22 protein-coding genes are annotated in these 23641 nt (G+C 74.4%); 17 read left to right on the forward strand and 5 right to left on the reverse strand.

What is annotated here, in order from left to right; genetic code table 11:
• Positions 1 to 34 precede the first annotated feature (34 nt).
• Complete coding sequence (locus BFL37_RS11595) at positions 35 to 1225, reverse strand: ROK family transcriptional regulator (protein ID WP_086515247.1); 1191 nt, start codon at positions 1223 to 1225, stop codon at positions 35 to 37.
• A 157-nt stretch (positions 1226 to 1382) separates the two neighbouring features.
• On the opposite strand from BFL37_RS11595, the gene BFL37_RS11600 reads away from it, so the two are divergent.
• From BFL37_RS11600 to BFL37_RS11625, 6 genes are all read left to right on the forward strand, one after another.
• Positions 1383 to 2426 (forward strand): substrate-binding domain-containing protein, encoded by a 1044-nt coding sequence (locus BFL37_RS11600; RefSeq protein WP_086515248.1) that lies wholly within the window; start codon positions 1383 to 1385, stop codon positions 2424 to 2426.
• A 121-nt stretch (positions 2427 to 2547) separates the two neighbouring features.
• Positions 2548 to 3537: an ABC transporter permease gene (locus BFL37_RS11605; RefSeq protein WP_086515249.1), complete on the forward strand. Its 990-nt coding sequence runs from the start codon at positions 2548 to 2550 to the stop codon at positions 3535 to 3537.
• Between the two features lie 8 nt (positions 3538 to 3545).
• Entirely contained in the window at positions 3546 to 4295 is a 750-nt protein-coding gene (locus tag BFL37_RS11610; RefSeq protein ID WP_086515250.1) for an ATP-binding cassette domain-containing protein, read from the forward strand.
• The gene (locus BFL37_RS11615; RefSeq protein WP_086515251.1) at positions 4295 to 5236 is read left to right on the forward strand and encodes a sugar phosphate isomerase/epimerase family protein; all 942 of its coding nucleotides are present in this window, start codon (positions 4295 to 4297) and stop codon (positions 5234 to 5236) included. The genes BFL37_RS11610 and BFL37_RS11615 overlap by 1 nt, the downstream gene beginning before the upstream one ends.
• 28 nt (positions 5237 to 5264) lie before the next feature.
• A complete protein-coding gene (locus BFL37_RS11620; protein ID WP_086515252.1) occupies positions 5265 to 6137 on the forward strand; it encodes a sugar phosphate isomerase/epimerase family protein in 873 nt (290 codons plus the stop codon).
• The gene (locus tag BFL37_RS11625) at positions 6124 to 6792 is read left to right on the forward strand and encodes a nucleoside/nucleotide kinase family protein (RefSeq protein ID WP_086515253.1); all 669 of its coding nucleotides are present in this window, start codon (positions 6124 to 6126) and stop codon (positions 6790 to 6792) included. Before BFL37_RS11620 ends, BFL37_RS11625 begins: the two co-directional genes overlap by 14 nt.
• Positions 6793 to 6866: 74 nt before the next feature.
• Here BFL37_RS11625 and BFL37_RS11630 read toward each other — a convergent pair whose 3' ends face one another.
• Positions 6867 to 7367, reverse strand: a complete 501-nt coding sequence (locus BFL37_RS11630; RefSeq protein ID WP_086515254.1) for a pyridoxamine 5'-phosphate oxidase family protein — start codon at positions 7365 to 7367, stop codon at positions 6867 to 6869.
• A gap of 65 nt (positions 7368 to 7432) precedes the next feature.
• Here BFL37_RS11630 and BFL37_RS11635 point away from each other — a divergent pair, with 65 nt between their 5' ends.
• Complete coding sequence (locus tag BFL37_RS11635; protein WP_086515255.1) at positions 7433 to 8398, forward strand: DNA-3-methyladenine glycosylase family protein; 966 nt, start codon at positions 7433 to 7435, stop codon at positions 8396 to 8398.
• Between the two features lie 23 nt (positions 8399 to 8421).
• Here BFL37_RS11635 and BFL37_RS11640 read toward each other — a convergent pair whose 3' ends face one another.
• Positions 8422 to 9222, reverse strand: a complete 801-nt coding sequence (locus BFL37_RS11640) for a thioredoxin domain-containing protein (RefSeq protein WP_086515256.1) — start codon at positions 9220 to 9222, stop codon at positions 8422 to 8424.
• 75 nt (positions 9223 to 9297) lie between these two features.
• On the opposite strand from BFL37_RS11640, the gene BFL37_RS11645 reads away from it, so the two are divergent.
• The 3 genes from BFL37_RS11645 (at position 9298) to BFL37_RS11655 (ending at position 11368) form a co-directional block, all read left to right on the forward strand.
• Positions 9298 to 10251: an aldose 1-epimerase family protein gene (locus tag BFL37_RS11645; protein WP_086515257.1), complete on the forward strand. Its 954-nt coding sequence runs from the start codon at positions 9298 to 9300 to the stop codon at positions 10249 to 10251.
• A gap of 99 nt (positions 10252 to 10350) precedes the next feature.
• Entirely contained in the window at positions 10351 to 10803 is a 453-nt protein-coding gene (locus tag BFL37_RS11650; protein WP_086515258.1) for a VOC family protein, read from the forward strand.
• A gap of 103 nt (positions 10804 to 10906) precedes the next feature.
• Positions 10907 to 11368, forward strand: a complete 462-nt coding sequence (locus tag BFL37_RS11655; protein WP_086515259.1) for a MarR family winged helix-turn-helix transcriptional regulator — start codon at positions 10907 to 10909, stop codon at positions 11366 to 11368.
• A 15-nt stretch (positions 11369 to 11383) separates the two neighbouring features.
• On the opposite strand, the gene BFL37_RS11660 is transcribed toward BFL37_RS11655, so the two are convergent.
• The gene (locus BFL37_RS11660; RefSeq protein ID WP_086515260.1) at positions 11384 to 13024 is read right to left on the reverse strand and encodes a glycoside hydrolase family 32 protein; all 1641 of its coding nucleotides are present in this window, start codon (positions 13022 to 13024) and stop codon (positions 11384 to 11386) included.
• A 267-nt stretch (positions 13025 to 13291) separates the two neighbouring features.
• On the opposite strand from BFL37_RS11660, the gene BFL37_RS11665 reads away from it, so the two are divergent.
• The 4 genes from BFL37_RS11665 to BFL37_RS11680 all read left to right on the forward strand — a co-directional run bounded on the left by BFL37_RS11665 (position 13292) and on the right by BFL37_RS11680 (position 17343).
• On the forward strand, positions 13292 to 14857 hold the full coding sequence (locus BFL37_RS11665; RefSeq protein ID WP_086515261.1) for a glycoside hydrolase family 68 protein: 1566 nt from the start codon (positions 13292 to 13294) through the stop codon (positions 14855 to 14857).
• A 76-nt stretch (positions 14858 to 14933) separates the two neighbouring features.
• Complete coding sequence (locus tag BFL37_RS11670; RefSeq protein ID WP_241534021.1) at positions 14934 to 15605, forward strand: hypothetical protein; 672 nt, start codon at positions 14934 to 14936, stop codon at positions 15603 to 15605.
• A gap of 152 nt (positions 15606 to 15757) precedes the next feature.
• Complete coding sequence (locus BFL37_RS11675; RefSeq protein WP_086515263.1) at positions 15758 to 16522, forward strand: YcnI family copper-binding membrane protein; 765 nt, start codon at positions 15758 to 15760, stop codon at positions 16520 to 16522.
• On the forward strand, positions 16519 to 17343 hold the full coding sequence (locus BFL37_RS11680; protein ID WP_086515264.1) for a copper resistance CopC family protein: 825 nt from the start codon (positions 16519 to 16521) through the stop codon (positions 17341 to 17343). The genes BFL37_RS11675 and BFL37_RS11680 overlap by 4 nt, the downstream gene beginning before the upstream one ends.
• Before the next feature lie 86 nt (positions 17344 to 17429).
• Here the strand turns inward: BFL37_RS11680 and BFL37_RS11685 are convergent, their stop codons facing one another.
• Positions 17430 to 18332, reverse strand: a complete 903-nt coding sequence (locus BFL37_RS11685; protein ID WP_086515265.1) for a LysR substrate-binding domain-containing protein — start codon at positions 18330 to 18332, stop codon at positions 17430 to 17432.
• Positions 18333 to 18502: 170 nt separating this feature from the next.
• On the opposite strand from BFL37_RS11685, the gene BFL37_RS11690 reads away from it, so the two are divergent.
• The 3 genes from BFL37_RS11690 (at position 18503) to BFL37_RS11700 (ending at position 23505) form a co-directional block, all read left to right on the forward strand.
• Positions 18503 to 22150: a proline dehydrogenase family protein gene (locus tag BFL37_RS11690; protein WP_086515266.1), complete on the forward strand. Its 3648-nt coding sequence runs from the start codon at positions 18503 to 18505 to the stop codon at positions 22148 to 22150.
• 87 nt (positions 22151 to 22237) lie between these two features.
• Positions 22238 to 22915, forward strand: coding sequence for a DUF6584 family protein (locus BFL37_RS11695; protein WP_086515267.1), 678 nt, complete (start codon positions 22238 to 22240; stop codon positions 22913 to 22915).
• Positions 22912 to 23505, forward strand: a complete 594-nt coding sequence (locus BFL37_RS11700; RefSeq protein ID WP_241534024.1) for a 4'-phosphopantetheinyl transferase family protein — start codon at positions 22912 to 22914, stop codon at positions 23503 to 23505. The genes BFL37_RS11695 and BFL37_RS11700 overlap by 4 nt, the downstream gene beginning before the upstream one ends.
• Positions 23506 to 23641: the final 136 nt, after the last annotated feature.

Here is a 23641-nt window from a genome sequence, read left to right on the forward strand (position 1 = left end):
GCCCGCTGCTCCGGCCGAGGCGGGCGGACCGGTATCACGCCTCCGCCTCCTCGAGCCGCACTGGGGAGGGGACGCGGTCGAGGCGCTCGCGGCTGAACACTTGGTCCGCCGTCGTCAGCGCGAGGCCCATGATCCCGGCGCGGTCGCCGAGGTCGGACGTGCGGATCACCAGCTCCCGGGTCGCGAGCGGGTGCGTCCGCAGGTACACGCGCTCCCGGAGGCCGGACATGAGCACCTCGCCGCACTCGCCGAGCTGGCCGGAGATCACGATCATGCGCGGATTGAGGATGTTGACGAGGTCGGCCACGGCCTCGCCGAGGATCCGGCCCGCCTGGCGCACGGCCTGCGTCGCGCGCATGTCACCGCGGAGGACTCCCGCGGTCACGTCGGCCACGTGGCGGATGGACGGGTCCGCCTCGGACAGGTCCCGTACGAGCGCCCAGCCGCCCGCGTACGCCTCGACGCAGCCCGAGTTGCCGCAGCGGCAGGGGAGCGGGGACGTGTCGACGCCGTCCGCGACCGCCCGCGTGTGCCCGACGTCGCCCGCCGCGCCGACCGCGCCGCGGATCGTCTGCCCGTTGAAGACGAGGCCGGAGCCGATGCCCGTGCCGAGCTTGAGGCTGATGAGGTCGTCCGCGCCATGGTGGTGGGCCTCGGCCCGGGCCCGCGCGTTCGCGTCGTTCTCGATGACCACGGGCGCGTCGGGGAAGGACCCCTGGAGGAAGCCGGCGATGTCGAAGCCGTCCCACCCGGTCATGATCGGCGGGTTGCGCACGCGACCGGCGGCGAACTCGACCGGCCCGGGCACGCCGATCCCGATGCCGACGACGCGGCCGTCCGACACGAGGCGCTCGAAGGCCGCGACGACGAGGGAGAGCACGGCCGCCGGGCCGTCCCAGACGTCGACCTCGATCGTCTCGCGACGCAGCGGCGTGCCGCGCAGGTCGCACGCGGCGGCGATGAGGCCGCTCGCCCCGATGTCGGCGGTGAGGAGGACAGGGCCGTCGAGGTTGACGGCGAAGACGGTGGAGGGGCGCCCGCCCGTGGACGCGCCGCCGGACGTGGGCACCAGCAGCCCGCGCTCGACGAGCGTCGCCAGGCGCTGGTTCACCGTCGACCTGCTGAGGCCCGTTCGCTCCATGACCGCGGTTCGCGACAGCTCGCCGTGCTCGCGGAAGAGGGCGAGGACGTCGGCCAGGTGCGCCGCCTGCTCGGTCTGCTTCATCGGATCCCCCGCTCATCGCCCCGCTCGTCGTACCGATCGTAGCCTTTCCAGTGTCCGCGTCACGCTGGGGACGAACTTTTGTGTTGCACTAATACGAAAGGCTCGCTAGTTTGCATCTAGCGGCACGCAGTGGTGCCCCATATCTCCGAGGATGAAGATGACCCACACCAAGTCGGCGCGTCGGGCGCTCACGCTCCTGGTCCCGGTGACGGCCGTCGCGCTGTCCCTCGCCGCCTGCTCCGGCGGCTCGACCGGCGAGGCCGGCGCCGCGGGCGGCAGCTCCAGCACCAAGGTCGCCGCCGTGATCAAGGGGCTCGACAATCCCTTCTTCCAGGCGATGGAGGACGGGATCCAGGACACGGCCGACGCGGAGGGCGTCGACGTCTCCATCCAGGCCGCCGCCGACATCGGCGACACCACCGGCCAGGCCGACAAGCTCACCGCCCTCGCGGGACAGGACCTCGGCTGCCTCATCGTCAATCCGATCAGCGGCACCAACCTCGTGCAGGCGCTCGCCGCGGCCTCGGGGAAGACCATCGTCAACATCGACAGCCCGCTCGACCCGGACGCCGTGTCCGCTGCGAGCCTCGACGTCGCGACGTACATCGGCACCGACAACGAGGCCGCGGGCGGCAAGGCCGGCGACTTCCTCAAGGGGTCGCTGCCGGCCGGCGCGAAGGTCGCCGTCATCGGCGGGATCTCCGGCGACGTGACGAGCGCCGCCCGCGTCGACGGCTTCACGGCCGCGATCGGATCCGACCTCGACGTCGTGCAGGAGGCCGCGGCCGACTGGAAGCGCGAGGTCGCGCTCACCAAGGCGACCGACATCATCGCGGCGGAGCCCGACGTCGCCGCCTTCTTCGCGGCGAACGACGACATGGGCCTCGGCATCGTCAAGGCGGTGGAGAACGCCGGGCGCACCGGCCAGATCCAGGTCGTGAGCGTCGACGGCAACAAGGACGCCCTCGAGAGCGTCGAGGCCGGCGGCCTCACCGCGACGGTCGCCCAGTACCCGTTCGCCATCGGCCAGCTCGGCCTGCAGGCCTGCGAGGTCGCGACCTCCGGCGGCACCCTGCCCGCCGACGTGGAGTCGCCCACCGCGCTCGTGACGACGGACAAGGCCGCGGACGCCATCGCCGCGTTCCCGCAGCCGTTCGAGGAGTTCGACAACCCCCTCACGGAGCTCCTCCCCGCGAAGTGACCCGGTGCGGCGCTCCACGGGAGCGCCGCACCCTCCCTCCCGCCACCCGCCCGCTCCGGCGCGGTGGCCCCTTCCGGCGCGCCGCGCCGCGCCCGCACCGCCGAGCCCCACGGAGATCCGCATGACCATCGCCCCCACCCGCGCCCCGCGCAGCGACACCGCCCCAGCGGCCCGGCTCCCGCAGCTGCGCCAGCTCTCCTTCTGGGCGGAGAACGCCGCCCCCATCGGCCTCGTCGCCCTCGTGATCGTGTTCTCGATCCTCACGCCGACGTTCCTCAGCCTCGGCAACGTCAAGGCGATGCTCGTCGCCGCGGCGATCCTCGTGATCCTGTCCGTCGGGCAGTCGTTCGTCATCACGACGGGCGGCATCGACCTCTCGATCTCTGCGACCATGACGGTCGGCGCCGTCGGCTTCGGCATCGGCTGGGGCGCGGGCTGGGGCTTCTGGCCCTCGGCGCTCGCCGCCCTCGCCTTCGCGGGTGCCATCGGCGTGATCAACGGCCTGCTCATCGCGAAGGGGAAGGTCACCGACTTCATCGCGACCCTCGGCACGCTCTCGGTCGCGACGGGCCTCGCCCTCATCGCCTCCGACGGCAAGCCGATCACCGTGGGGAGCCCGGAGCTGCTGCGCCTCACGACTGGGTCGATCGGGATCGTCGGCTACCCGATCATCCTCGCGGCCGTCATCGGCGTCATCGCCTGGATCGTCATGTTCCGCACGCGCTTCGGCCTCCACGTGCAGGCGGTCGGCGGCGACGAGGAGGCGGCCGTCGCGAACGGCATCGCGGCGGGACGCGTGCGCATCGCCGTCTACGTCATCGCGGCGGGGCTCGCCGGCATCGCGGCGCTGCTCCTCGTGGCGCGCGTCGGCGCCGCGGAGCCCGCCATCAACACGCAGTACCTGCTCAACTCCATCGCCGCGGTCGTGCTCGGCGGCGTGAGTCTCACGGGCGGCAAGGCCAAGATCGTCGGCCCCATCATCGGCGCTTTCCTCCTGACCGCCCTCACGAACGGCCTGACGCTGCTCGGCGTCTCGCAGTTCTACCAGCCGCTCGCGGTCGGCCTGGTGGTCGTCCTCGCCGCACTCATCACGCGCTACCAGAAGAAGTGAGCCCCTCCATGACCGACGACATCCTCCTCGAGGCCCGCGACATCACGAAGTCCTTCGGCGGCGTCCACGCGCTCAAGGGCGCGACCATGCGGATGCGCCGCGGCGAGATCACCGCCCTCATCGGCGACAACGGCGCCGGCAAGTCCACGCTCGTGCGCTGCCTCTCGGGCGTCCACCCGCCGGACTCCGGCACCATCACGCTCGAGGGCGAGGCCGTGTCCTTCGGCACGCCGCTGCAGGCCCGCGACGGCGGCATCGAGACGGTCCACCAGACCCTCGCCCTCGTCGAGGACCTCACGGTCTGGCAGAACTTCTTCCTCGGCCGCGAGCTCGTGAAGGGGATCCCGGGCATCCGCTTCCTCGACAGGGCGAAGATGCGCAAGACGGCCCAGGACCTCCTCGGCGACCTCGCCGTGAACGTGCCGCCCGTCACGAGCCGGGTGCGTCGCCTGTCCGGCGGACAGCGCCAGGCCGTCGCGATCGCGCGCGCCGCGGGCTGGGGGAGCCGCATCGTGATCATGGACGAGCCGACCGCGGCGCTCGGCGTGCAGGAGACCGCGCGCGTCGAGAAGATCATCCTCAAGCTCCGCGACTCCGGCGTGGCCGTGCTCCTCATCAGCCATAACTTCGACCAGGTGATGCGCCTCAGCGACCAGGTCTGGGTGATGCGAGCGGGCCTCGCCGTCGCCGAGCGCCGCACGACCGAGACGTCGGGCCCCGAGCTCGTCGAGCTCATCACCGGCGCGAAGGCCGCGTGATGCGCGAGCCGCTCCGGATGCACCGTACGTCGCCCGCGCGGACGTCGCCGATCGGGGTCCACGCCGGCCTCCTCACGCCCGACTGGACCCCAGGGTCCGCGCGGCGCGCGATCGCGACGGCCGCCGGCATCGGGTACGACCTCGTGGAGATCCCCGCGCCCGGCCAGGACGACGGGTCGGCCTCGGCGGCGGAGACGGCGGCGCTGCTCGACGAGCACCGCATCGACGCGGTCGTCTCCCTCGCGCTCGATGCGGCCTCCGAAATCCACACCGCGGATCCGGCCGCCTCCGCGCGCGGGGAGGCCCGGCTCTCGGACGCCGTGCGGTTCGCGGCCGGCATCGGCGCGGGGTACGTGGGCGGCGTCACGCACTCGGCCATGCGCAAGAACCTCCGCCGCGGAGGCCCGGCCGAGCGGGCGAACGTCGTCCGCGTGCTCCGCGACGTCGCGGCCCGCGCGGCGGCCGACGGCATCGTCGTCGGCCTGGAGTACGTGAACCGCTACGAGAGCAACCTCCTCAACACCGCGGCGCAGGCCGTCGCGCTCATCGAGGAGGTGGGGGCCACGAACCTCGTCGTGCACCTCGACGCCTTCCACGCCCACATGGAGGAGGTCGACCTCGCGAGCGCCGTGCGCGACGCCGGCGACCGCCTCGCGTACATCCACGCCTCGGAGAACCACCGCGGCGAGCTCGGCACCGGCAGCACCGACTGGGACGGCCTCCTCGCCGCACTCCGCGCGGCGTCCTTCGCCGGGCCGCTGACCGTCGAGACGTTCTCGCCGGCCGTGCAGGGCGCGGCCGTGGCCGACGACATCGCGCTGTGGCGCGAGCTCTGGTCGGACCCCGTCGCCGTCGCGACCGCGGGCCACCGGTTCCTCGCGGATCGGCTCGACGCCGTCCCGCCCGCCCGCGCCGTGGCATCCGCGGCGACCCGCGCCTGATCCCATCCACCCAGAAAGCAGGAGAACCATGCCCACCAACGCACTCGGAGTGCACGCCCTCGTCTTCGCCGGCGGCACGACCCCGGACGAGATCACCTACACGGTCGAGCAGACGAAGGCGGCCGGCTTCGACCTGCTCGAGCTCTCGCTGCACGACGTGGTCAACCTCGACACGGCCCACGCGAAGGCGGCCCTCGACGCGGCGGGGCTCGGCATCGTGTGCTCGCGCGGCCTCGCGTTCTCCGCCGACGTGTCGAGCGAGGACCCGGAGACCGTCGCCCGCGGCGCGCAGCTCCTCGCCGACAGCCTCGACGTGGTCGAGGCGCTCGGCGGCACGCACTTCACGGGCGCGCTCTACAGCGCCCTCGGGAAGTACGGCGCGCCCCTCTCGGCGAAGGGGCGGGACAACGTGGTCGGTGTGCTGACCGACCTCGCCGCCGACGCGGGACGACGCGGGATGACGCTCGGGCTCGAGATCTGCAACCGCTACGAGACGAACGTGATCAACACCGCCGCCGACGCGCTGCGCCTCGCCGACGACATCGGGGCGGACAACGTGCTCATCCACCTGGACACCTATCACATGAACATCGAGGAGGACGACCTCGCCCGGCCCGTGCGACTCGTCGGCGACCGGCTCGGCTACGTGCACATCGGCGAGAACCACCGGGGCTACCTCGGCAGCGGGCACCTCGACTTCACGACCTTCTTCCACGCCCTGGCGGAGATCGACTACCGCGGCGCCATCACGTTCGAGTCGTTCTCGTCCGCCGTCGTCTCGCCGACGCTGTCCAACGACCTCGCCATCTGGCGGAACCTCTGGGACGACGGGCCGGCCCTCGCCCGCCACGCGGGGGACTTCCTCCGCGCCGGGCTGGAGGGCAGCCGTGCCGGCGTCTGACCTCGACGCCCTCGCGCGCCGCGCTCTCGGCCTCGCGCAGGGCGGCCGCCGCGCGATCCTCGCCATCGCGGGCAGCCCCGGGGCCGGCAAGACGACGCTCGCGCGGGCGCTCGTGGCGCGGGTCGACGTGCTCGCGGGCGAGGGCACCGCCGCGTACGTGCCCATGGACGGCTTCCACCTCGCCAACGGCACGCTCGACCGGCTCGGGCGCCACGACCGCAAGGGCGCGATCGACACCTTCGACGGCTGGGGCGTGCTCGCGCTCGTGCGGCGGATCCGCGCGGAGACGGACCACGTCGTCTACGCGCCGTCGTTCGACCGCGCCGTCGACGAGGGCGTGGCGGGGGCCATCGCCGTCGAGCCCGCCGCCCTGCTCGTCGTGGTCGAGGGCAACTACCTGCTCGTGGACGAGGATCCGTGGGGGCTGCTCCGCGCGGAGCTCGACGAGGCGTGGTTCTGCGCGACCCCCGCCGACGCGCGGTTCACCCGGCTCGTCGACCGGCACACGGCGGGCGGCCGCGCCCCCGACGCCGCGGCGGCGTGGGCCCGTGACGTCGACGGGGCGAACGCCGTGATGATCGAGGAGACGCGCGCCCGCGCCGACCTCGTGGTCGACGGGACGGCCGCCGGCGTGCCGGAGGCGGTCGCCGGCTAGCGCGACCGACGCCGGACGCGCGACGGCCCGGACCCCGCGGGGCCCGGGCCGTCGTCGCGCGCGGCGGGCGCCGATCAGAGCTCGACGGTGCCGTGCTCCCCGACGTCCTTCGGGCGCTCGCCCGTGATGGCGGCCTTCGCGTACTTGATGAGCGCGACGGGCTTCGGGGTGTCCTGGTACCAGTACTCGGCGGCGTCGGCGTGGACGCGGATCAGCGCGACCGTGGGGTCGGCCTTCCCGCCCTCGAACCAGGCCTCGGCGCCGGTCGACCACAGCTCGTCGATGCGCGCGCGGTCGCGGGTGATCTCCGCGGTGCCGGCGATGGAGAGGAACCCGTCGCCGGACTGCAGCGACACGTTGACCTGGTCGTCGGCGCGGATCTCGGCGGTCTTGTCGCTCGGGTCCTGCGTGAAGAACCAGAGGTCGCCGTCGAAGTCGCGCTCCTGGCTGGCGAGCGGGCGGCTGACGAGCTGCCCGTGCGCGTTGACGGTGGTGAGGAGCGCGATGCGGGCGCCCTTGACGAGCTCGGCGACGCGCGCGCGGTCGTCCTGGTGGTCGTTCGTGGTGTCGGTCATGCGGCCGACGCTACGCGCGCCCGGCGCGGCCGAGGAGGGTCGGCGGCCGTGCGTACCCTGAGGGGATGGACCAGGGCGGCGCGGAGGTGACGGCGCCCGACGCGCGAACGACGTACCGCCCCGACCGCGAGGTCGACCTCCGGTTGGTGCTGCGCCCGCTGTTCCGCGGGGTCGTGGATCCCACCTGCCGCTGGGACCCGGCCCCGCCCGGCTCCCGACGCGTCGGCGTCTGGCGGACCGCCCGCACGCCGCTCGGGAACGCGTCGCTCCGGCTGGATCCGCGCCCCGACGGCGGCATCGACGCGCGCGCCTGGGGCCCCGGCGCCGAGTGGGTCGTCGCCGGCGTGCCGGAGCTCCTCGGCGAGGGCGACGACTGGTCCGGGCTCGACGTCTCCGCGCACCCGCTCCTCCGCGACGCGCACCGCCGCCTGCCCGCGCTCCGGCTGATGCGCACGAACCACGTGTTCGAGGCGATGGCGTCGGCGGTGCTCGAGCAGAAGGTCACGGGGCTGGAGGCCCGGCGCGCATGGCGGCAGCTGATCCTCGCGCACGGCGAGCCCGCGCCCGGGCCCGTCCCGGTCGGCATGCGCGTGCTCCCGTCACCCGAGCGCTGGCGCCTCATCCCGTCGTGGGAGTGGCATCGCGCGGGCGTGGATCCGAAGCGGTCCCGCACCCTCATCGCCGCCGCGACCTCGGCGGCCGGCCTCGAGCGCACGCTCGCGCTCGGCCGGGGGAGCGAGGAGATCACTCGGCGCCTCCGCTCGATCCCGGGCGTCGGCATCTGGACGGCGGCGGAGACCACGCAGCGCGCCCACGGCGATCCGGACTCGGTGAGCGTCGGCGACTACCACGTGCACGACACCGTGGGGTGGGCGCTCGTCGGCCACGCGGTCGACGACGACGGGATGCTGGAGCTGCTCGAGCCGTGGCGCGGGCACCGCCAGCGGGTGATGCGGCTCATCGAGGCGAGCGGGTTCCGGAAGCCGCGGTTCGGCCCGCGCATGACGGTGCAGGACCACCGCGCGCACTGAGCGCCGCGGCCCCGCACGCCGGATCAGCTGTCGGCGGTGATGCCCTCGGGCAGGTCCGCGCCGGCCTTCGTGAGCGCGTCCACGAGGTCCTGGCCGGCGACCGTCGTGACGATGTCGCCCTGGATCCGCAGGGTCGGCGTGCCCGTGACGCCCGCCGAGGTCGCGTCGGAGGTGTTGCCCGTGATCCACGACGAGTACTTCCCCTCGGCCACGCAGGTGCGCGCGGCGTCCGAGGACACGCCCTCGGTGGTGAGCCAGGTGACGAAGTCGGCGTGGGTCCACGAGTCGGTGATGGTCGAGTGGTTGTCGAAGAGCGCCGAGTGCACGGCCGGCCACTTGTCGGGCTCCTCGGCCAGGACGCATGCGGCGGCGCTGCCCGCGACCTGCCCGTACTTCGTGACGATCTGGATGGGGTGGTACACGATGCGCACCTGGCCCGTGGCGGCGATCCGGTCGAGCAGCGGGCCGGTCTCGGCCTCGTACTGCGCGCAGTGGGGGCAGGAGTAGTCCTCGAAGACGTCCATGGTGACGGGGGCGTCCGCCGCGCCGACGCTGACGCCGGTGGGCTCGGTCGCGATGCGCACCTGGTCGCCGGTGGACAGCGCCGCGGTCGTGTCCTGGACGGGGCCCGCGGCGCTCGCCGCCTGCGACTGCCCGAGGAGGTAGACGCCGCCGGCGATGGCCGCGATGACGACGACGAGGCCGCCCGCGACGGAGAACTGGGTGATGAGGCGGCGGCGCTTGCGGCGCCGGTCGTCGAGGGCCCTCTCGATGCGTGCCTTCTCGCGGATCGCGCGTACCTTCTCGTTCTCATGCCGGGCCATGCGGACGATCCTAGGGAGCCGCCCGCTCGTGCCCCTGGGAGGCGCCACAGCGCGCGGTACGGATAGGCTCGGCGGGTGCCCGAAGACGTGTCGTACTCCCCCCGCCTCCCCACCGGCCAGCAGCACGAGCTCACCGCGGAGGTGGACGGCCGCTCCCAGCGCATCGTGATCGCGGAGGTCGGGGCCGCGCTCCGCGTGCTCCAGGTCGACGGCGTCGACCTCGTGCAGTCCTACCCCGACGAGGCCCGTCCCCCCTTCTGCAGCGGCATCGTGCTCGCCCCCTGGCCCAACCGGATCCGCGACGGCGTCTGGGAGCGGGACGGCGTCACCCACCAGCTCGACATCACCGAGGTCGACCGCGAGAACGCGATCCACGGCCTCCTCGAGAACGCGCCGTACCGCCTCGCGGAGCGCGACGACGTCTCGATCACGCTCGCCGCCGACGTCCACCCGCAGCGCGGCTACCCGTTCGCCCTGGAGACGACCGTGCGCTACGAGCTCACGGGCTCCGGCGTCCGCGTCACCCACGGCATCCGCAACGTCGGCTCCGCGGACGCGCCCGTCGCCGTCGGCACGCACCCCTTCCTCCGCGTCGGCGACGTGCCCACGGAGGACCTCGAGGTCGTCATCGACGCGCCCACCCACATCGAGGTGGATCCCGTGCGCCTCAACCCCACGGGCGTCCAGACCCCGGTCGAGGGCACCCGCTACGACCTGCGCCAGGGCGTCCGCGTGCGCGACGCGCAGCTCGACGACGCGTGGGCCGACGCCCGCGTGGTCGACGGCGTCACCCGTCACGGCGTGCAGGCGCCCGACGGCCGGCGCACCGAGATCTGGGCCGACGGCGAGTTCACCTACTGGCAGGTCTTCGTGACGCCGTGGTACCCCGTCGCGGACGGGCACGTCTGGGCGGTCGCGGTCGAGCCGATGACGGCGCCGGCCGACGCGTTCAACTCGGGCGACGGCCTCATCACGCTCGCGCCCGGATCCGAGTGGTCCGGCACCTGGGGCATCGACCTGCACGACTGACCGCGTGGGGAGGCGTCCCGTCTGGGCGCGGCCTGGGAGCCGTGGTCGGAATCCGAAGGGGGCGGGGACGCGCGGCGCGGACCGTCCTAGCGTCGGAGCATGACCGACACCACCGCGACCACCGCAGCCCTCGACTCCATCACCGGCGTGCACCACGTGCGCCTCTCCGTCACCGACCTCGCCCGCTCGCGCGCGTTCTACGAGGGCGTGCTCGGGCTCACCCCCGCCATCGAGAGCGAGGGCGACCCGGCCGATCCCGCCGTGCGCGAGGACCCGTCGCAGTACTTCGGCGGCGTGATCTACGGCGTCGGCTCGCAGCTGCTCGGCCTCCGGCCGATCGAGGGCGACGGCTCCGCGTTCGACCCCGCGGCCCGCGGCCTCGACCACGTGAGCCTCCAGGTCGGCTCGCGCGACGACCTCGTCCGCGCCGCCGCGCTGTTCGAGGAGCGCGGCATCGCCCACGGCGAGGTCATCGACCTCCCCGGGGGCATGTCGATCCTCTCGGTGCAGGACCCGGACGGCATCAACGTCGAGCTCGTCGTCGCGGGCTGATCCGCGCCGGCGGCCCGGCCCCGCCGGTCGCACGCATTTCCCCGGTTGCGTAGCATCTAGGCAGATCACGGAGCGGTGCACGGCACCGGTCGAGGAGGACGCGATGACGACGACGGATCCCCTGGCGCTCGAGAGCCAGGTCTGCTTCCAGGCGGTGGTCGCGGCCCGCACGGTCGTGGCCGTCTACCGGCCGATCCTCGAGCCGCTCGGCCTCACGCACACGCAGTACCTCGTGATGCTCGCGCTCTGGGAGCGGGACGAGCGCTCGATCTCCGACCTCGGGTCCACCCTGCAGCTCGAGCCCGCGACGCTCACCCCGCTGCTCAAGCGCCTCCAGGGCGCCGGGTTCGTCGACCGGGCCAGGAGCCGCGCCGACGAGCGCATCGTGGTGGTCTCCCTCACGACCGCCGGTCGCGACCTCCGCGAGCGCGCGCTCGACGTCCCCGCGCGGGCCGCGGAGCGCACGGGCCTGACCGTCGCCGAGCTCGAGGCCCTGCGCGACGCGCTCGACGACGTGGTGGGACGGCTCACCGGCGCGCTCGACGAGGACGAGGCCGCGGCCTGATCCCGCGGCGTCCCGTCACGCATCCGCGTCGAAGGGCGTCCAGCTCGCGTCGGACACGCGCGTCGTGCCGTCGACGGCCTCCACGGTGAGGCCGGCGCCGTCGAGCGTCCCGACCGTCGCGGTCGTGAGCACGGCGGCGTCGCCGTCGACGAAGACCTCGAGCGTGCAGTCGTCCACGACGACGTCGAGCGTGACCGGATCCCCGTCCGCCGCATCCGGGAGCGGCGCCGTCGCCGGCCGGTCGTAGGCGTCGGGCATGATCCCGTCCGGGTCGTCGTCGCGCACGACGAACGCCTGCCGGCGCTCCGCGTCGTAGCCGACCGTGACGGTGCCGCCCTCGGGGGAGGCGAGGCGCACGCGGGTCTCGCGCGCGGGATCCGCCGGGTCGGGCGTGAGCGCGAGGCGGAGGCGCGACGGGCCGTCCGGGGCGTCGGCGAGCGGGGTCGCGGCGTCGACGCGCGCGTCCGGGATGGGCCGGGCGTCGCCCTCGCGCGCGGACAGGGCGTCGAGCGGGGCCGAGCGCAGCGCCCAGCCGTCGCCGTCGGGCACCAGATGCAGCTCGCGCACCAGCGACTGGCCGCCGCCCGAGCCGCCGTCCCGCAGCGGCAGTCGTCCCGCGTAGGCCCAGCTGCTCGTCCAGCCCATGGCGTAGCGGCGGGTGGGCGCGGCGCCGTCGGCCGGATCCGCCCACGTGACGCCCGCGTAGAAGTCGCTGCCCGCATCGAGCCAGCGGGGTGCGTCGTCGTCCGGGACGAAGCGCTCGCCGTCGAAGTCGCCGACCCAGTACGCGTAGCCCGTCCCGCGGCCCTGGTCGGCGCCGTCCGCCCCGACCCCGAGGACCCAGCGCACGCGGCCGGGCTCCTCGGCGCTCGCGATCGGGAACACGTCCGGTGTCTCGAGCGTGCCGAGGTCGTCGCGCGCGAAGTCGGAGCGGTAGTTCCAGTGGACGAGGTCGGGCGACGTGTAGAAGCCGATGCGCCGGCCCTCCGCGAGCGCCATGCTCCACCGTCCGTGCTCGGCGTCCCAGACGACCTTCGGGTCGCGGAAGTCGGGGCCGCCCGGGTTGTCCAGGACGGGGTTCTGCGCGTACGGCTGGAACCGGTAGCCGCCGTCGGTGGAGGAGTACAGCGACTGCCGCTGCACGCCGTCGGACTGCTGCGTGAGGATCGCGATGACCGTGCCGGCGCCGAGGCCGGACGTGTTCGCGGTGTCGACCACGACGCTGCCGGTCTCCGCGTCGCCGAGCGGGGTGTCGTACTTGTCGATGGCGACGCCCTCGTCGTGCCACGAGACGAGGTCGGCGGACGTGTAGTGCCGCCACGAGGATCCGTTGCCGCCCGGGTGGTCGGCGTTGACGAGCGCGTAGGCGTGCCAGACGCCGTCGAGCAGGAAGGGGCGCTGCGGGTCGTTCATGAACTCGCCCGACGGGCGGATGTGGATGCCGTCGTCGGCGGCGCGGGGCGCGGGCGGCGGGGGCGCGACGGGTCCGCGGTCGGCGCCGGTGATGCCGCGCACGGCGACGACGAGGGCGACGACCAGGAGGATCGCGACGGCGGCGACGAGGGCGCGGCGATGGCGGCGGGCGAGGGGGCGGATGCGGTCGCGCACGCGCGCGGCGATGCCCGCGGCGGGCGGGCGCGACGGGGCTGCGGTCATGTCGTCGGACTCCTCGCGGTGCGGCGTTCGGGGGCAGACGGGTGGCGGAGCGGAGCGGGAGAGCATGCACCGCCGCACGACCGAGCTGCGACGGTACCGGCTCCGACGGGCCGCGTCCACCCCGTTCGGGGGACACGCCCGGGATCCCTCCCCACCCCCGAGCGGGGGCACGCCGGCCGCCGCGGACCCCCTATGCTCGCCGACCGGGGGAGCGTGCACCGCGCGTCGCGATCGGACTCATCGACACGAGAACGAGAGTGAGAACAGGTGACCAAGAGAATCAGACGCGGGCTGTCCGCGTCCGCCGCGGCGACCCTGGTGGTGGCGTCCGCGCTGCTCGCCGGCGGATCCGCCCAGGCCGCGGGCACGACGCCGCCCCGGCCCACCGTCCACACGCAGGAGGCGTACGCGCCCGAGGACGACTTCACGGCCCACTGGACCCGGGCGGACGCCAAGCAGATCGCGAAGCTGTCCGATCCGACCGCGCCGCCCCGGCAGAACTCCATGCCGGAGGCGCAGACCATGCCGCAGGTGCCGGAGGACTTCCCGTCCATGACCGACCAGGCGTACGTGTGGGACACCTGGCCGCTCACGGACTCGTCCGGCCAGACCTACAGCGTCGACGGCTACGACGTGATCTTCGCGCTCACGGCCCCGCGCACCCTGTCGTTCGACGACCGGCACACGTCCGCGAAGATCGGCTACTTCACCCGGCCCACGGGGATCCCGGCGGAGCAGCGGCCCGAGAACGGCGGCTGGACCTACCAGGGGAACGTCTTCGGCGACGGCGTGACGGACGGCATCTTCCCCGACCAGTCGTTCACGCAGCAGGCCGAGTGGTCGGGATCCGCGCGGATCATGGCCGACGGCACGGTCAAGCTGTTCTTCACCGACGTGGCGTTCTACCGCGACGCGAAGGGCCAGGACGTGAAGCCCGCCGACCCGGTGATCTCGCTCAGCGAGGGGCGCATCGAGAAGGTGGACGGCGCGGTGAAGACCGCCGGCTTCGAGACGGTGACGCCGCTCCTGCGGCCCGACGGGCAGCGGTACCAGACGAAGGACCAGAACCCGTTCGTGAACTTCCGCGACCCGTTCACGTTCACGGATCCGGACCACCGGGGCAAGACGTACATGGTCTTCGAGGCCAACGTGGCCGGGAAGCGCGGCGAGCAGCAGTGCGACGAGACCGACCTCGGGTACCGGAAGGGCGACCCGAAGGCGGAGGACCCGAAGGAGGTCACCGCCACCGGCGCGAACCTGCAGATGGCGTCCATCGGCCTGGCGGTCGCGGACGACGCCGACCTCACGAAGTGGCACTACCTCGATCCGCTCCTCGAGTCGGCATGCGTCACCGACCAGACCGAGCGGCCCGAGGTGATGATCCAGGACGGCAAGCACTACCTGTTCACGATCAGCCACCGGTCGACGTTCGCCAACGGCATCGACGGCCCCGAGGGCGTGTACGGCTTCGTGGGGAACGGCCTCCGCAGCGACTACAAGCCCATGAACGGCGGATCCGGCCTCGTGCTCGGCAACCCGACGAACCTGAACTACGCGGGCGGCACCGCGTACGCGCCCGACTACAACCAGACGCCGGGCGCGTTCCAGGCGTACTCGAGCTACATCCTCCCGGGCGGGCTGGTGGAGTCGTTCATCGACGCGGTGGGCTCGAAGGACTCGTTCCGCCGCGGCGGGACGCTCGGGCCGACCGTGAAGCTCGACTTCGACGGCGACACCTCGGAGCTCGACCGGGGCTACGGGGACGGGGGGCTCGGCGCGTACGCCGACATCCCGACGACACGGGTCTTCGACCCGGCGCACCCGCCGCAGTAGGGCGAGGCGCGGCGGCGGCGGCGGGCGTCCCGCCGTCGCCGCGTCCTCCCGGGCCGCTCATCTACACTCGCTGGCGATGCCCGCTCCGTCCCCGATCCCGCCGCGCGTCCAGCGCGTGATCCGGGGGCTCGCCGCATCCACCACCGCCACGTTCGTGGCCGCCCTCTTCCACGAGGCCGGCGGCGGGGCCGCTCCGGCGTGGGGCGTCGTCGCGTTCGGCCTCGCGCTCGCGTCGCTCGCCGCCATCGCGCTGGCCGGCGCGCGCACCTCGCTGTGGCGGCTCACCGCGGCGGTGGGCGTCAGCCAGCTGCTGTTCCACGGTCTGTTCACGGCGGCGGGCGACGCGACCGGCCGGGCCGTCCCGGCGGATCCGCACGCGGGCATGGGGCACGGCACGACCCCGCTCGCGCTCCCGGGCCTCGATGCGCCGGCGACCGGGGCGACCGGGGCGTCGGGCCTGCTCGATCCCGGCATGCTCCTCTCCCACGGCGCCGCCCTCGTCGTCACCGTGCTCGCGCTGCGCCACGGCGAGGCCGCGATCCGGGCGCTCCTCGCGGCCTCCGCGCTCCGTGTCGTGCTCGCGCTCGCGATCCCGTTCCTCCGGCCCGAGGGGCGACGCGGCACCGCGCTCGCCCGGGCCCTCCGCGCCCCGTGCCCGCTGCGCGACCTCTGCGCCCGGCTCGGCCGCCTGCGTCACCGCGGACCGCCGCGCACGCACCAGCTCGCCCTCGCCCTCGCCGCGGCCTGACGCGCCGGCCGGATCCCGGCCTCCCGCGCGAGCCCGCTCGCGCCGCGGACGCGATGCCCGTGCATCGCCCGCCCCTCCCTCTCCCCACCGGACGCCGGCACCGCCGCGTCCGCTCTCGGGGCCGCCCTGCGCGGCCCGGAACAGGACATGCCATGACCCGCTCAACCCTCCCCGCCTCCCGCCGCCGGATCCTCCGCTCGGTCACCGCGCTCGTCGGCGGCGTAGCGCTCGCCGTCGCCGTGCCGCTCGCGGCGTCCGCGCACGTGCGCGTCTCGCCCGACCAGGCGGCCGCCGGCAGCTACAGCACGCTGACCTTCAAGGTCCCCACCGAGTCCGCCACCGCGACCACCACGAGCGTCACGGTCGACCTGCCGAAGGACACCCCCTTCTCGAGCCTCTCCACCGAGCCCGTGCCCGGCTGGACCGCGAAGGTCACGACGGAGGCGCTCGACACCCCCGTGAAGACGGACGACGCGACCATCACGGACGCGCCCGTCGAGGTGACCTGGACCGCCGACGACGGCGTGGGCCTCCGGTCCGGCGAGTTCCAGCGCTTCACCGTCTCGGTCGGTCCCGTGCCCGACACCGGCAGCATCATGCTCCCGGCGCACCAGGGCTACTCGGACGGATCCGTCGTCGACTGGGACCAGGCCACCCCGGCGTCCGGCGAGGAGCCGGAGCACCCCGCCCCCACGCTCTACGTCGACGACGCCCCGCCCGCCGACTCCATGAGCGCGATGACGACCACGCCCGCGCCCGACGCGTCCGTCACGACGGCGTCCACCGACTCGGTCGCCACGAACAGCGCGGTCGCGGTCGGCCTCGGCGTGGGCGGGCTCGCCCTCGGCGCGGTCGCGGTCGTCGTCGCGGTCTTCGCGCTCACCCGGGTGCGCCGCGAGGGCGGCGGCCAGGCGTGACGCCCGGGGACCGGATCCGCGTCCGCACCGGCCGACGCCCGCTCCGGCGGCTCGCCGCGGCGGTCGTCGGCGCCGCGCTCGCGACGGGCGCGCTCGCCTTCGTCGGGCTCGCGCAGGGGAGCGGCCCCGACGGCGCGCTGTCGGCGTCCGCGCACAACTACCTCGTGTCGAGCTCGCCCGCGGCCGGATCCACGATCGACGCGCCGCCGTCGGAGGTCACGCTGACCTTCAACGACGTGATCCTCGACCTCGCGGCCGCGGGCGGCGCGGGCGGCGACGGCGGTGAGGCCGGCGACGCGTCGACCGGGTCCGCGCCCGCAGGCGGCTCGTCCGTCGTGCAGGTGACCGGGCCCGACGGGCAGGGCACGCACTTCGAGACCGGCTGCGCGACCGACTCCGGGCGCGCGGTCACGGTGCCCGTGGCGCTCGGCGGATCCGGCGAGTACACGGTCACGTGGCGCGTGGTCTCGGCGGACGGGCACCCGGTCTCCGACTCGATCGCGTTCACGTACCAGGCGCCCGCGGGCGCGACGGCGTCGGCGGGCACGCCCGACGGGCCCGGCTGCGCGGCGCCGCAGGAGGGGGCGGCCGGACCCGGCGCGACCTCGTCCGGCGAGGACCCGGGCACCGCGGCCGGCCAGGAGCAGGGCATCGCGCCCTACCTCGGCGTCATCGTCGGCGTGGGCATCGGGATCGTCGTGCTCGCGGCGGCCGCCGTCGTGCTCATCGTGGTGACCGGACGGCGGAAGCCCGCCGGGAAGGCGGCGACGGGCGAGGCCCAGGACGACGCCCGGCTCGCGGACGGCCCGCCCGCCGGCTGACCGCTCGCGCCCCGCGACGACGGGCCCGGATCCCGTGCGGATCCGGGCCCGTCGTCGTCCGCGCCCGGTCGAGCGCGCGATCCGGGTCAGCCCGCGCCGGGCCCCATGGTCTCGACCGCGCGCGCGAGGGCGTCGCGGCAGGCGCGGATCCCCGGCCGGTCGAGGCTGCCGACCCGCGACGACGTGAAGACGGTCCGCCGCGGCGAGCCGGGCAGGCCGATGAGCCGCACGTCCGGCTCGCGCCCCGCCCAGACGAGGTCGGGCAGCACGGATGCCGCGTGCCCGCCGCGCACGAGGTCGATGTGCGCCTGCAGGTCGGCCGTGACGTACCGGACGTCCGGCTCGAAGCCCGCGACCCGGCACACCTGCTCGGCGAAGTGGCGGGACGCGGTGCCCGCGGGCTCCATCACCCACGGCAGGCGGCGCGCGTCCGAGATCGAGCGGACGTCGTCGCGGCCGGGCGGGAGGCCGAGGCGGAGCGGATCCACGCACAGCTCCTCGCGGTCGAGGTCGGCCGGCCGCGGTGCCGCGTGCGCCGGGTACTGCTCGGCGATGACGAGGTCGTGGTCGCGCGCCCACACGTCGTGGAGGCCCGACTCGGGCTCGCGCATCGTGATCTCCACCCGGAGGTCCGGGTAGTCGTCGCGGAGGATCGTGAGCGCGGGCGGCACGAGCGCGAGGAGCGCCGACTGGAATGCGGCCACGCGGATGGTGCCGGACACGTTCGCGAGCGACGCGTTCACCTCGGTCTCGGCCCGCTCCAGCCGCTCGAGCAGCGCGGTCGTGTGCTCCACGAGGATCTCGGCCTGCGGCGTGAGCACCACCCGCCGGCCGACGCGGCGCAGCAGCGTGACGCCCGCCTCACGCTCCAGCTGCGAGAGCTGCTGCGACACGGACGACGGGCTGAACGAGAGCGCGTCGGCGACCGCGCCGATCGTGCCGCGGAGCTTGAGCTCGCGCAGGAGCCGCAGCCGTCGCATCTCGAGCACGTGCGCCTCCCCGGGATCTCAGGCGAGCGTGGAATCATCGGCAGGACCGCACGATGATCATCGGAAACGTTCAGCGCATCCGATGAGAGCATGGTCGCACACTGGGAGGACGCGCCCGCAGCGCGGCCGACGACGGGGCCGAGGCCCACCCGAGACGAAGAGGTTCCCGCATGACCGCCGAGACCGCATCCGCCCCCGAGACCGCCGCGATCCCGACGGGCACCGGCGCCTCCGCCCCGGACCGCGACGACCTCGCCGACCGCTCCGTCGCGCTCGTGCGCACCTGGCTCGCCGAGGCGGCGCAGCACCCCGCGGATCCCTCCGCCGAGCGCCTCGCGGGCGTCCTCAAGGACGAGAACGGCCTCGACTTCACCATCGGCTTCGTCGACCGCGTCGTGCGGCCCGAGGACCTGCCCGTCGCCGGCAACAGCCTCGCCGCGCTCACCGCCAAGACCCCCGGCTTCCTGCCCTGGTACATGCAGGGCGCGATCCGCGCGGGCGGCATCCTCGGCCCGGTCCTCCCGCAGGTGGTCGTCCCGGTGGCGCGCCGCGTGCTGCGCGAGATGGTCGGGCACCTCATCGTCGACGCGACGAGCGACAAGCTCGGGCCGGCGATCGAGAAGCTGCGCGAGAACGGATCCCGCCTCAACCTGAACCTGCTGGGCGAGGCCGTGCTGGGGGAGAAGGAGGCCGCTCGCCGCCTCGCCGGCACGCGCGAGCTGCTCGCCCGCGACGACGTGGACTACGTCTCCATCAAGGTCTCGAGCGTCGTCTCGCAGCTGTCGATGTGGGCGTTCGACGAGGCCGTCGACAAGGTCGTCGAGCGGCTCACCCCGCTGTACGAGCTGGCGTCGAAGGCCGCCACCCCCAAGTTCATCAACCTCGACATGGAGGAGTACAAGGACCTCGACCTCACCATCGAGGTGTTCACGCGCGTGCTCGACCAGCCGCAGCTGAAGGACCTCGAGGCCGGCATCGTGCTCCAGGCCTACCTGCCCGACGCGCTCGCCGCGCTGCAGCGGCTCACCGCGTGGGCGCAGGAGCGTCGCGCGGCGGGTGGCGCGCCCATCAAGGTCCGCATCGTCAAGGGCGCGAACCTCGCGATGGAGCAGGTCGACGGCCGGATGCACGACTGGCCCGTCGCCACCTGGTCCACCAAGGAGCAGACCGACACGCACTACAAGCGGATGCTCGAGCACGCGCTCGCCCCGGCCGCGGCCGACGCCGTGAAGGTCGGCGTCGCCGGGCACAACCTCTTCGACGTCGCGTACGCGTGGCTCCTCGCCGAGGATCGCGGCGTCACCGACCGGATCGAGTTCGAGATGCTGCTCGGCATGGCGACCGGCCAGGCCGAGGCCGTGAAGCGCACGGTCGGCGGGCTGCTGCTCTACACGCCCGTGGTGCACCCGACCGAGTTCGACGTGGCGATCTCGTACCTCATCCGCCGCCTGGAGGAGAACGCGAGCCAGGAGAACTTCATGTCGGCGGTGTTCGAGCTGAGCACGTCGAGCGAGCTCTTCGCACGCGAGGAGTCGCGGTTCCGGGCATCGCTCGCCGGCGTCGACGACGCGATCCCGGCGCCGAACCGCACGCAGGACCGCCGCTTCCCGCCGGAGCTCGACGACGTGGATCCGCTCGCCGAGCCGGAGACGCCGGAGGAGCCCGAGGACGAGGTCGACCCGCAGCTCACGAGCGTGGTCATGGGCTTCACGCGCGGCTCGCTGCTCACGCCCGACGCGCTCGTCGACCCCGACGCGTCCGCGACGCCGTTCCACAACGCGGCGGACACGGATCCGGCGCTGCCGACGAACCGCGCCTGGGGGCGGGAGATCCTGTCGCGCGTCGAGGCGTCGCGGCTCGGCGTCGCGACCATCGAGGCCGCGCGCATCGACTCCACCGACCAGCTGGACGACATCATCGACGGCGTGCGCACGGCGGCCGCGACCTGGGGCGCCCGCCCCGGCGAGCAGCGCGCCGCGCTCCTGCACCGCGTGGGCGTCGCCATCGAGCGCAACCGCGCGCGCCTCATCGAGGTGATGGCGTCGGAGACCGGCAAGACCATCGCCGAGGCGGACCCCGAGGTCAGCGAGGCCGTCGACTTCGCGCACTACTACGCCGAGCGCGCCCGCGACCTCGACCGCGTGCAGGGCGCCCGGTTCGTGCCGTCGCGCGTCACCGTGGTGGCGCCGCCGTGGAACTTCCCCGTCGCGATCCCCGCGGGCAGCATGCTCGCGGCCCTCGCCTCCGGCAGCGGCGTGGTCGTCAAGCCCGCCGGCCAGGCCCGCCGCTCCGGCGCCGTGCTCGTCGAGGCGCTGCGCGAGGCCGGCGTGCCGCGCGAGCTGCTCGCGCTCGTCGACGCGGGCGAGGCCGAGTTCGGCGAGCACCTCATCTCGCACAAGGCGGTCGACCGCGTGATCCTCACGGGCGGCTACGAGACCGCCGAGGTCTTCCGCTCCTGGCGCTCGGACCTCCCGCTCCTCGCCGAGACCAGCGGCAAGAACGCCATCATCGTGACCCCGAGCGCCGACCTCGACCTGGCCGCCGCCGACGTCGTGAAGAGCGCCTTCGGCCACGCCGGCCAGAAGTGCTCGGCGGCGAGCCTCGTGATCCTCGTGGGCTCGGTCGGGAGGTCCCGCCGCTTCCTCACCCAGCTCACCGACGCCGTGTCGTCGCTGCGCGTGGGCTACCCGGCGGATCCCACCACCCAGATGGGCCCGATCATCGAGCCCGCCGCGGGCAAGCTCAAGCACGCGCTCACGCAGCTCGGCGTCGGCGAGAAGTGGCTCGTGGAGCCCGAGGCGAAGGACGAGACCGGCCGCCTCTGGTCGCCGGGCGTGCGCGACGGCGTGAAGCCCGGGTCGTACTTCCACCTCACCGAGTTCTTCGGCCCCGTGCTCGGCGTGATGCGCGCCCGCACCCTCGAGGAGGCCATCCGCTTCCAGAACGCCATCCCCTACGGGCTCACCGCGGGCCTGCACAGCCTCGACGCGCGCGAGCTCGAGCAGTGGCTCGAGACCATCGAGGCGGGCAACCTCTACGTCAACCGCGGGATCACGGGCGCGATCGTGCAGCGCCAGCCGTTCGGCGGCTGGAAGCGCTCGTCGGTCGGATCCGGCACGAAGGCCGGCGGCCCGAACTACCTGATGGGCCTCGGGTCCTGGGTCGCGGACGCAGGCCGGCACTCGAGCTCGCTGCACCTGCGCGGGCTCGCGCCGCGGGTCACGGAGCTCATCGAGTCGGCGCAGCCCGCCATCCGCTACGAGGACTTCGACCTCGTCCGCCGCTCGGCGCTCAGCGACGCGGTCGCCTGGCACGACGAGTTCGGCCAGGTGAAGGACCCGAGCGGGCTCGGCGTGGAGCGGAACCTGTTCCGCTACCGGGCGCTGCCCGTCACGGTGCGGCTCACGGAGTCGGGCGCGCTCGCCGACCTGCTGCGCGTGCTCGCGGCCGGGCGCCTCGCGTACGCGGAGATGCACGTGTCGGTCCCGGGGATCCTCCCGGCCGGCCTCGGCCAGGTGCTCGACGACCTGCCGAGCGTGCACGTGACCATCGAGACGGACGAGGCGTGGCTCGCCCGGGTCGCCGCGTCCGGCATCGCGACGGAGCGCGTGCGCCTGGTCGCCGCACCGGAGTCACGGCTCGTGGAGGCGCGGGCCCTGTCCGACGCGCTCCGCGGAACGCCCGACGTCGCGGTGTTCGCCGACGAGGTCACCGCGGCCGGCCGCGTCGAGATGCTCACGTTCCTGCGCGAGCAGGCGATCAGCATCACGGCCCACCGCTTCGGCAACCCGGACGACTGGAGCGAGGCGGTCATCTAGGCCCCGCGGTCGGGGTGCGCGCGTCGTGCGCGGACCCCGGCCGCCCACCGGCGTGCGCGGGCGCGTCCCGCCTGCCACCATGAGCGCATGGACGAGGCCGGGGCGATCGCGCGCGCCACGGCGATGCGGGACGCCGGGGAGCGGGCCACGGGGATCCAGTCGCTGCGGACGCGCGTCGAGCGGAACCCGACCGAGCTCGAGGCCCGGCGGATCCTCGCGGAGTGGTACCGCGACGACGGCACGCACGACCAGGCCGGTCGCTGGGGCATCGTGCTCCCCGGCTGGACCACCACCTACGAGCGCGACCGCACCGCGCGCCTGTTCGCGGCGTCGTACCCGGTCGGCGGGGACGTGCGTGCGTTCCTGCACCTGCCCGCGGGGCCGATGCCGCCGGACGCGGAGCTTCTGGTCGCGCGGATCCCGGTGCAGCGGGAGCTGCTGGGGAGGAGGGCGCACCCGCCGGACCCGGGACCGCCCGTCGTGCCCTCCGGTCCGCTGGACGGGTACGCGCCGGTCCTCGGAGGCATCGCCGCCCTCGTGCTCCTCGTCATCGTCGGCGTGACGTTCGTCGGCGTCCTCGTCGGGGTGCCCATGGGCGGCTTCACGCGCGTGGCCACGATCGGGGGCGTCGCGATCCTCGTCGTCGCGATCGTCGTGGGGCTGCTGAACGCGTCCCTCGCCGCGTGGCGATCCACGGCCGAGGAGGGCGGCCCGTCCGTCGTGCCCCCGGATCCGCGGGAGCCCGGCGACCCCGGGCGATCGTGACGCGCATCCCGGTCGACGTCGTGCTCGTCGCGCGCGTGCCGGTCGACCCGTCCGCCGACCGCGCCGACCGCACCGCCGCCGGCCGCGCCGCGCTCCGGGCGCTCGCCGCGGAGCTCACCGGCGCGGATCCCGCCGACGTCACCGTCCGCGCCCGCTGCGCGACGTGCGGCGGGGCGCACGGGCGGCCGGTGCTCGGCGGATCCCGCGCGCTCGACGGCCTGCACGCGAGCGTCGCGCACGCGGGTGCGTCCGTCGTCGTCGCGGTGAGCGCCGAGGGCCCGATCGGCATAGACGCCGAGCCGCGCGACCGGGAGGCGCCGCCCGGATCGACGCTCGCGGAGTGGGTCCGCGTCGAGGCCGTGCTGAAGGCCGACGGGCGCGGGCTCGCGGTCGACCCGGCGCGGGTCCGCTCCGCGCCGGCGCCCTCGGACGGCGACGGACTCGTCGCCCGGATCGACGGCGAGGACGCGCGCTTCCGCGTGCGCGACGTGGACCTCGGCTCGGATCTCCGCGCGGCCGTGGCGCGTCGCGAGGCACCCGGCGCGGGCGACCCGCTGCGGATCCGCGTGCACGCGCTCCCGCTCGCCTGACCGCCGCGCGCTCCCGGCGGCCTGACCGCCGCGCCGTCGCGTGAACTCGGCGTGAACTCACGTCTGGCCAGGTATTTCCCCACCTGAGGCCGTTGCAGACTCGTCCGCGTCCCGCATCGACCCCTGCCCGGAAGGC

The sequence above is a fragment of the Clavibacter michiganensis genome, assembly GCF_002151125.1.
Lineage (GTDB): Bacteria > Actinomycetota > Actinomycetes > Actinomycetales > Microbacteriaceae > Clavibacter > Clavibacter michiganensis_C.

Bases quoted from the DNA above. Each gene is read 5' to 3' on its own strand.
- BFL37_RS11595 (WP_086515247.1), bottom strand. From the start codon at position 1,225: ATGAAGCAGACCGAGCAGGCGGCGCACCTGGCCGACGTCCTCGCCCTC.
- BFL37_RS11600 (WP_086515248.1), top strand. From the start codon at position 1,383: ATGACCCACACCAAGTCGGCGCGTCGGGCGCTCACGCTCCTGGTCCCG.
- BFL37_RS11605 (WP_086515249.1), top strand. From the start codon at position 2,548: ATGACCATCGCCCCCACCCGCGCCCCGCGCAGCGACACCGCCCCAGCG.
- BFL37_RS11610 (WP_086515250.1), top strand. From the start codon at position 3,546: ATGACCGACGACATCCTCCTCGAGGCCCGCGACATCACGAAGTCCTTC.
- BFL37_RS11615 (WP_086515251.1), top strand. From the start codon at position 4,295: ATGCGCGAGCCGCTCCGGATGCACCGTACGTCGCCCGCGCGGACGTCG.
- BFL37_RS11620 (WP_086515252.1), top strand. From the start codon at position 5,265: ATGCCCACCAACGCACTCGGAGTGCACGCCCTCGTCTTCGCCGGCGGC.
- BFL37_RS11630 (WP_086515254.1), bottom strand. From the start codon at position 7,367: ATGACCGACACCACGAACGACCACCAGGACGACCGCGCGCGCGTCGCC.
- BFL37_RS11635 (WP_086515255.1), top strand. From the start codon at position 7,433: ATGGACCAGGGCGGCGCGGAGGTGACGGCGCCCGACGCGCGAACGACG.
- BFL37_RS11640 (WP_086515256.1), bottom strand. From the start codon at position 9,222: ATGGCCCGGCATGAGAACGAGAAGGTACGCGCGATCCGCGAGAAGGCA.
- BFL37_RS11650 (WP_086515258.1), top strand. From the start codon at position 10,351: ATGACCGACACCACCGCGACCACCGCAGCCCTCGACTCCATCACCGGC.
- BFL37_RS11655 (WP_086515259.1), top strand. From the start codon at position 10,907: ATGACGACGACGGATCCCCTGGCGCTCGAGAGCCAGGTCTGCTTCCAG.
- BFL37_RS11660 (WP_086515260.1), bottom strand. From the start codon at position 13,024: ATGACCGCAGCCCCGTCGCGCCCGCCCGCCGCGGGCATCGCCGCGCGC.
- BFL37_RS11670 (WP_241534021.1), top strand. From the start codon at position 14,934: ATGCCCGCTCCGTCCCCGATCCCGCCGCGCGTCCAGCGCGTGATCCGG.
- BFL37_RS11675 (WP_086515263.1), top strand. From the start codon at position 15,758: ATGACCCGCTCAACCCTCCCCGCCTCCCGCCGCCGGATCCTCCGCTCG.
- BFL37_RS11690 (WP_086515266.1), top strand. From the start codon at position 18,503: ATGACCGCCGAGACCGCATCCGCCCCCGAGACCGCCGCGATCCCGACG.
- BFL37_RS11695 (WP_086515267.1), top strand. From the start codon at position 22,238: ATGGACGAGGCCGGGGCGATCGCGCGCGCCACGGCGATGCGGGACGCC.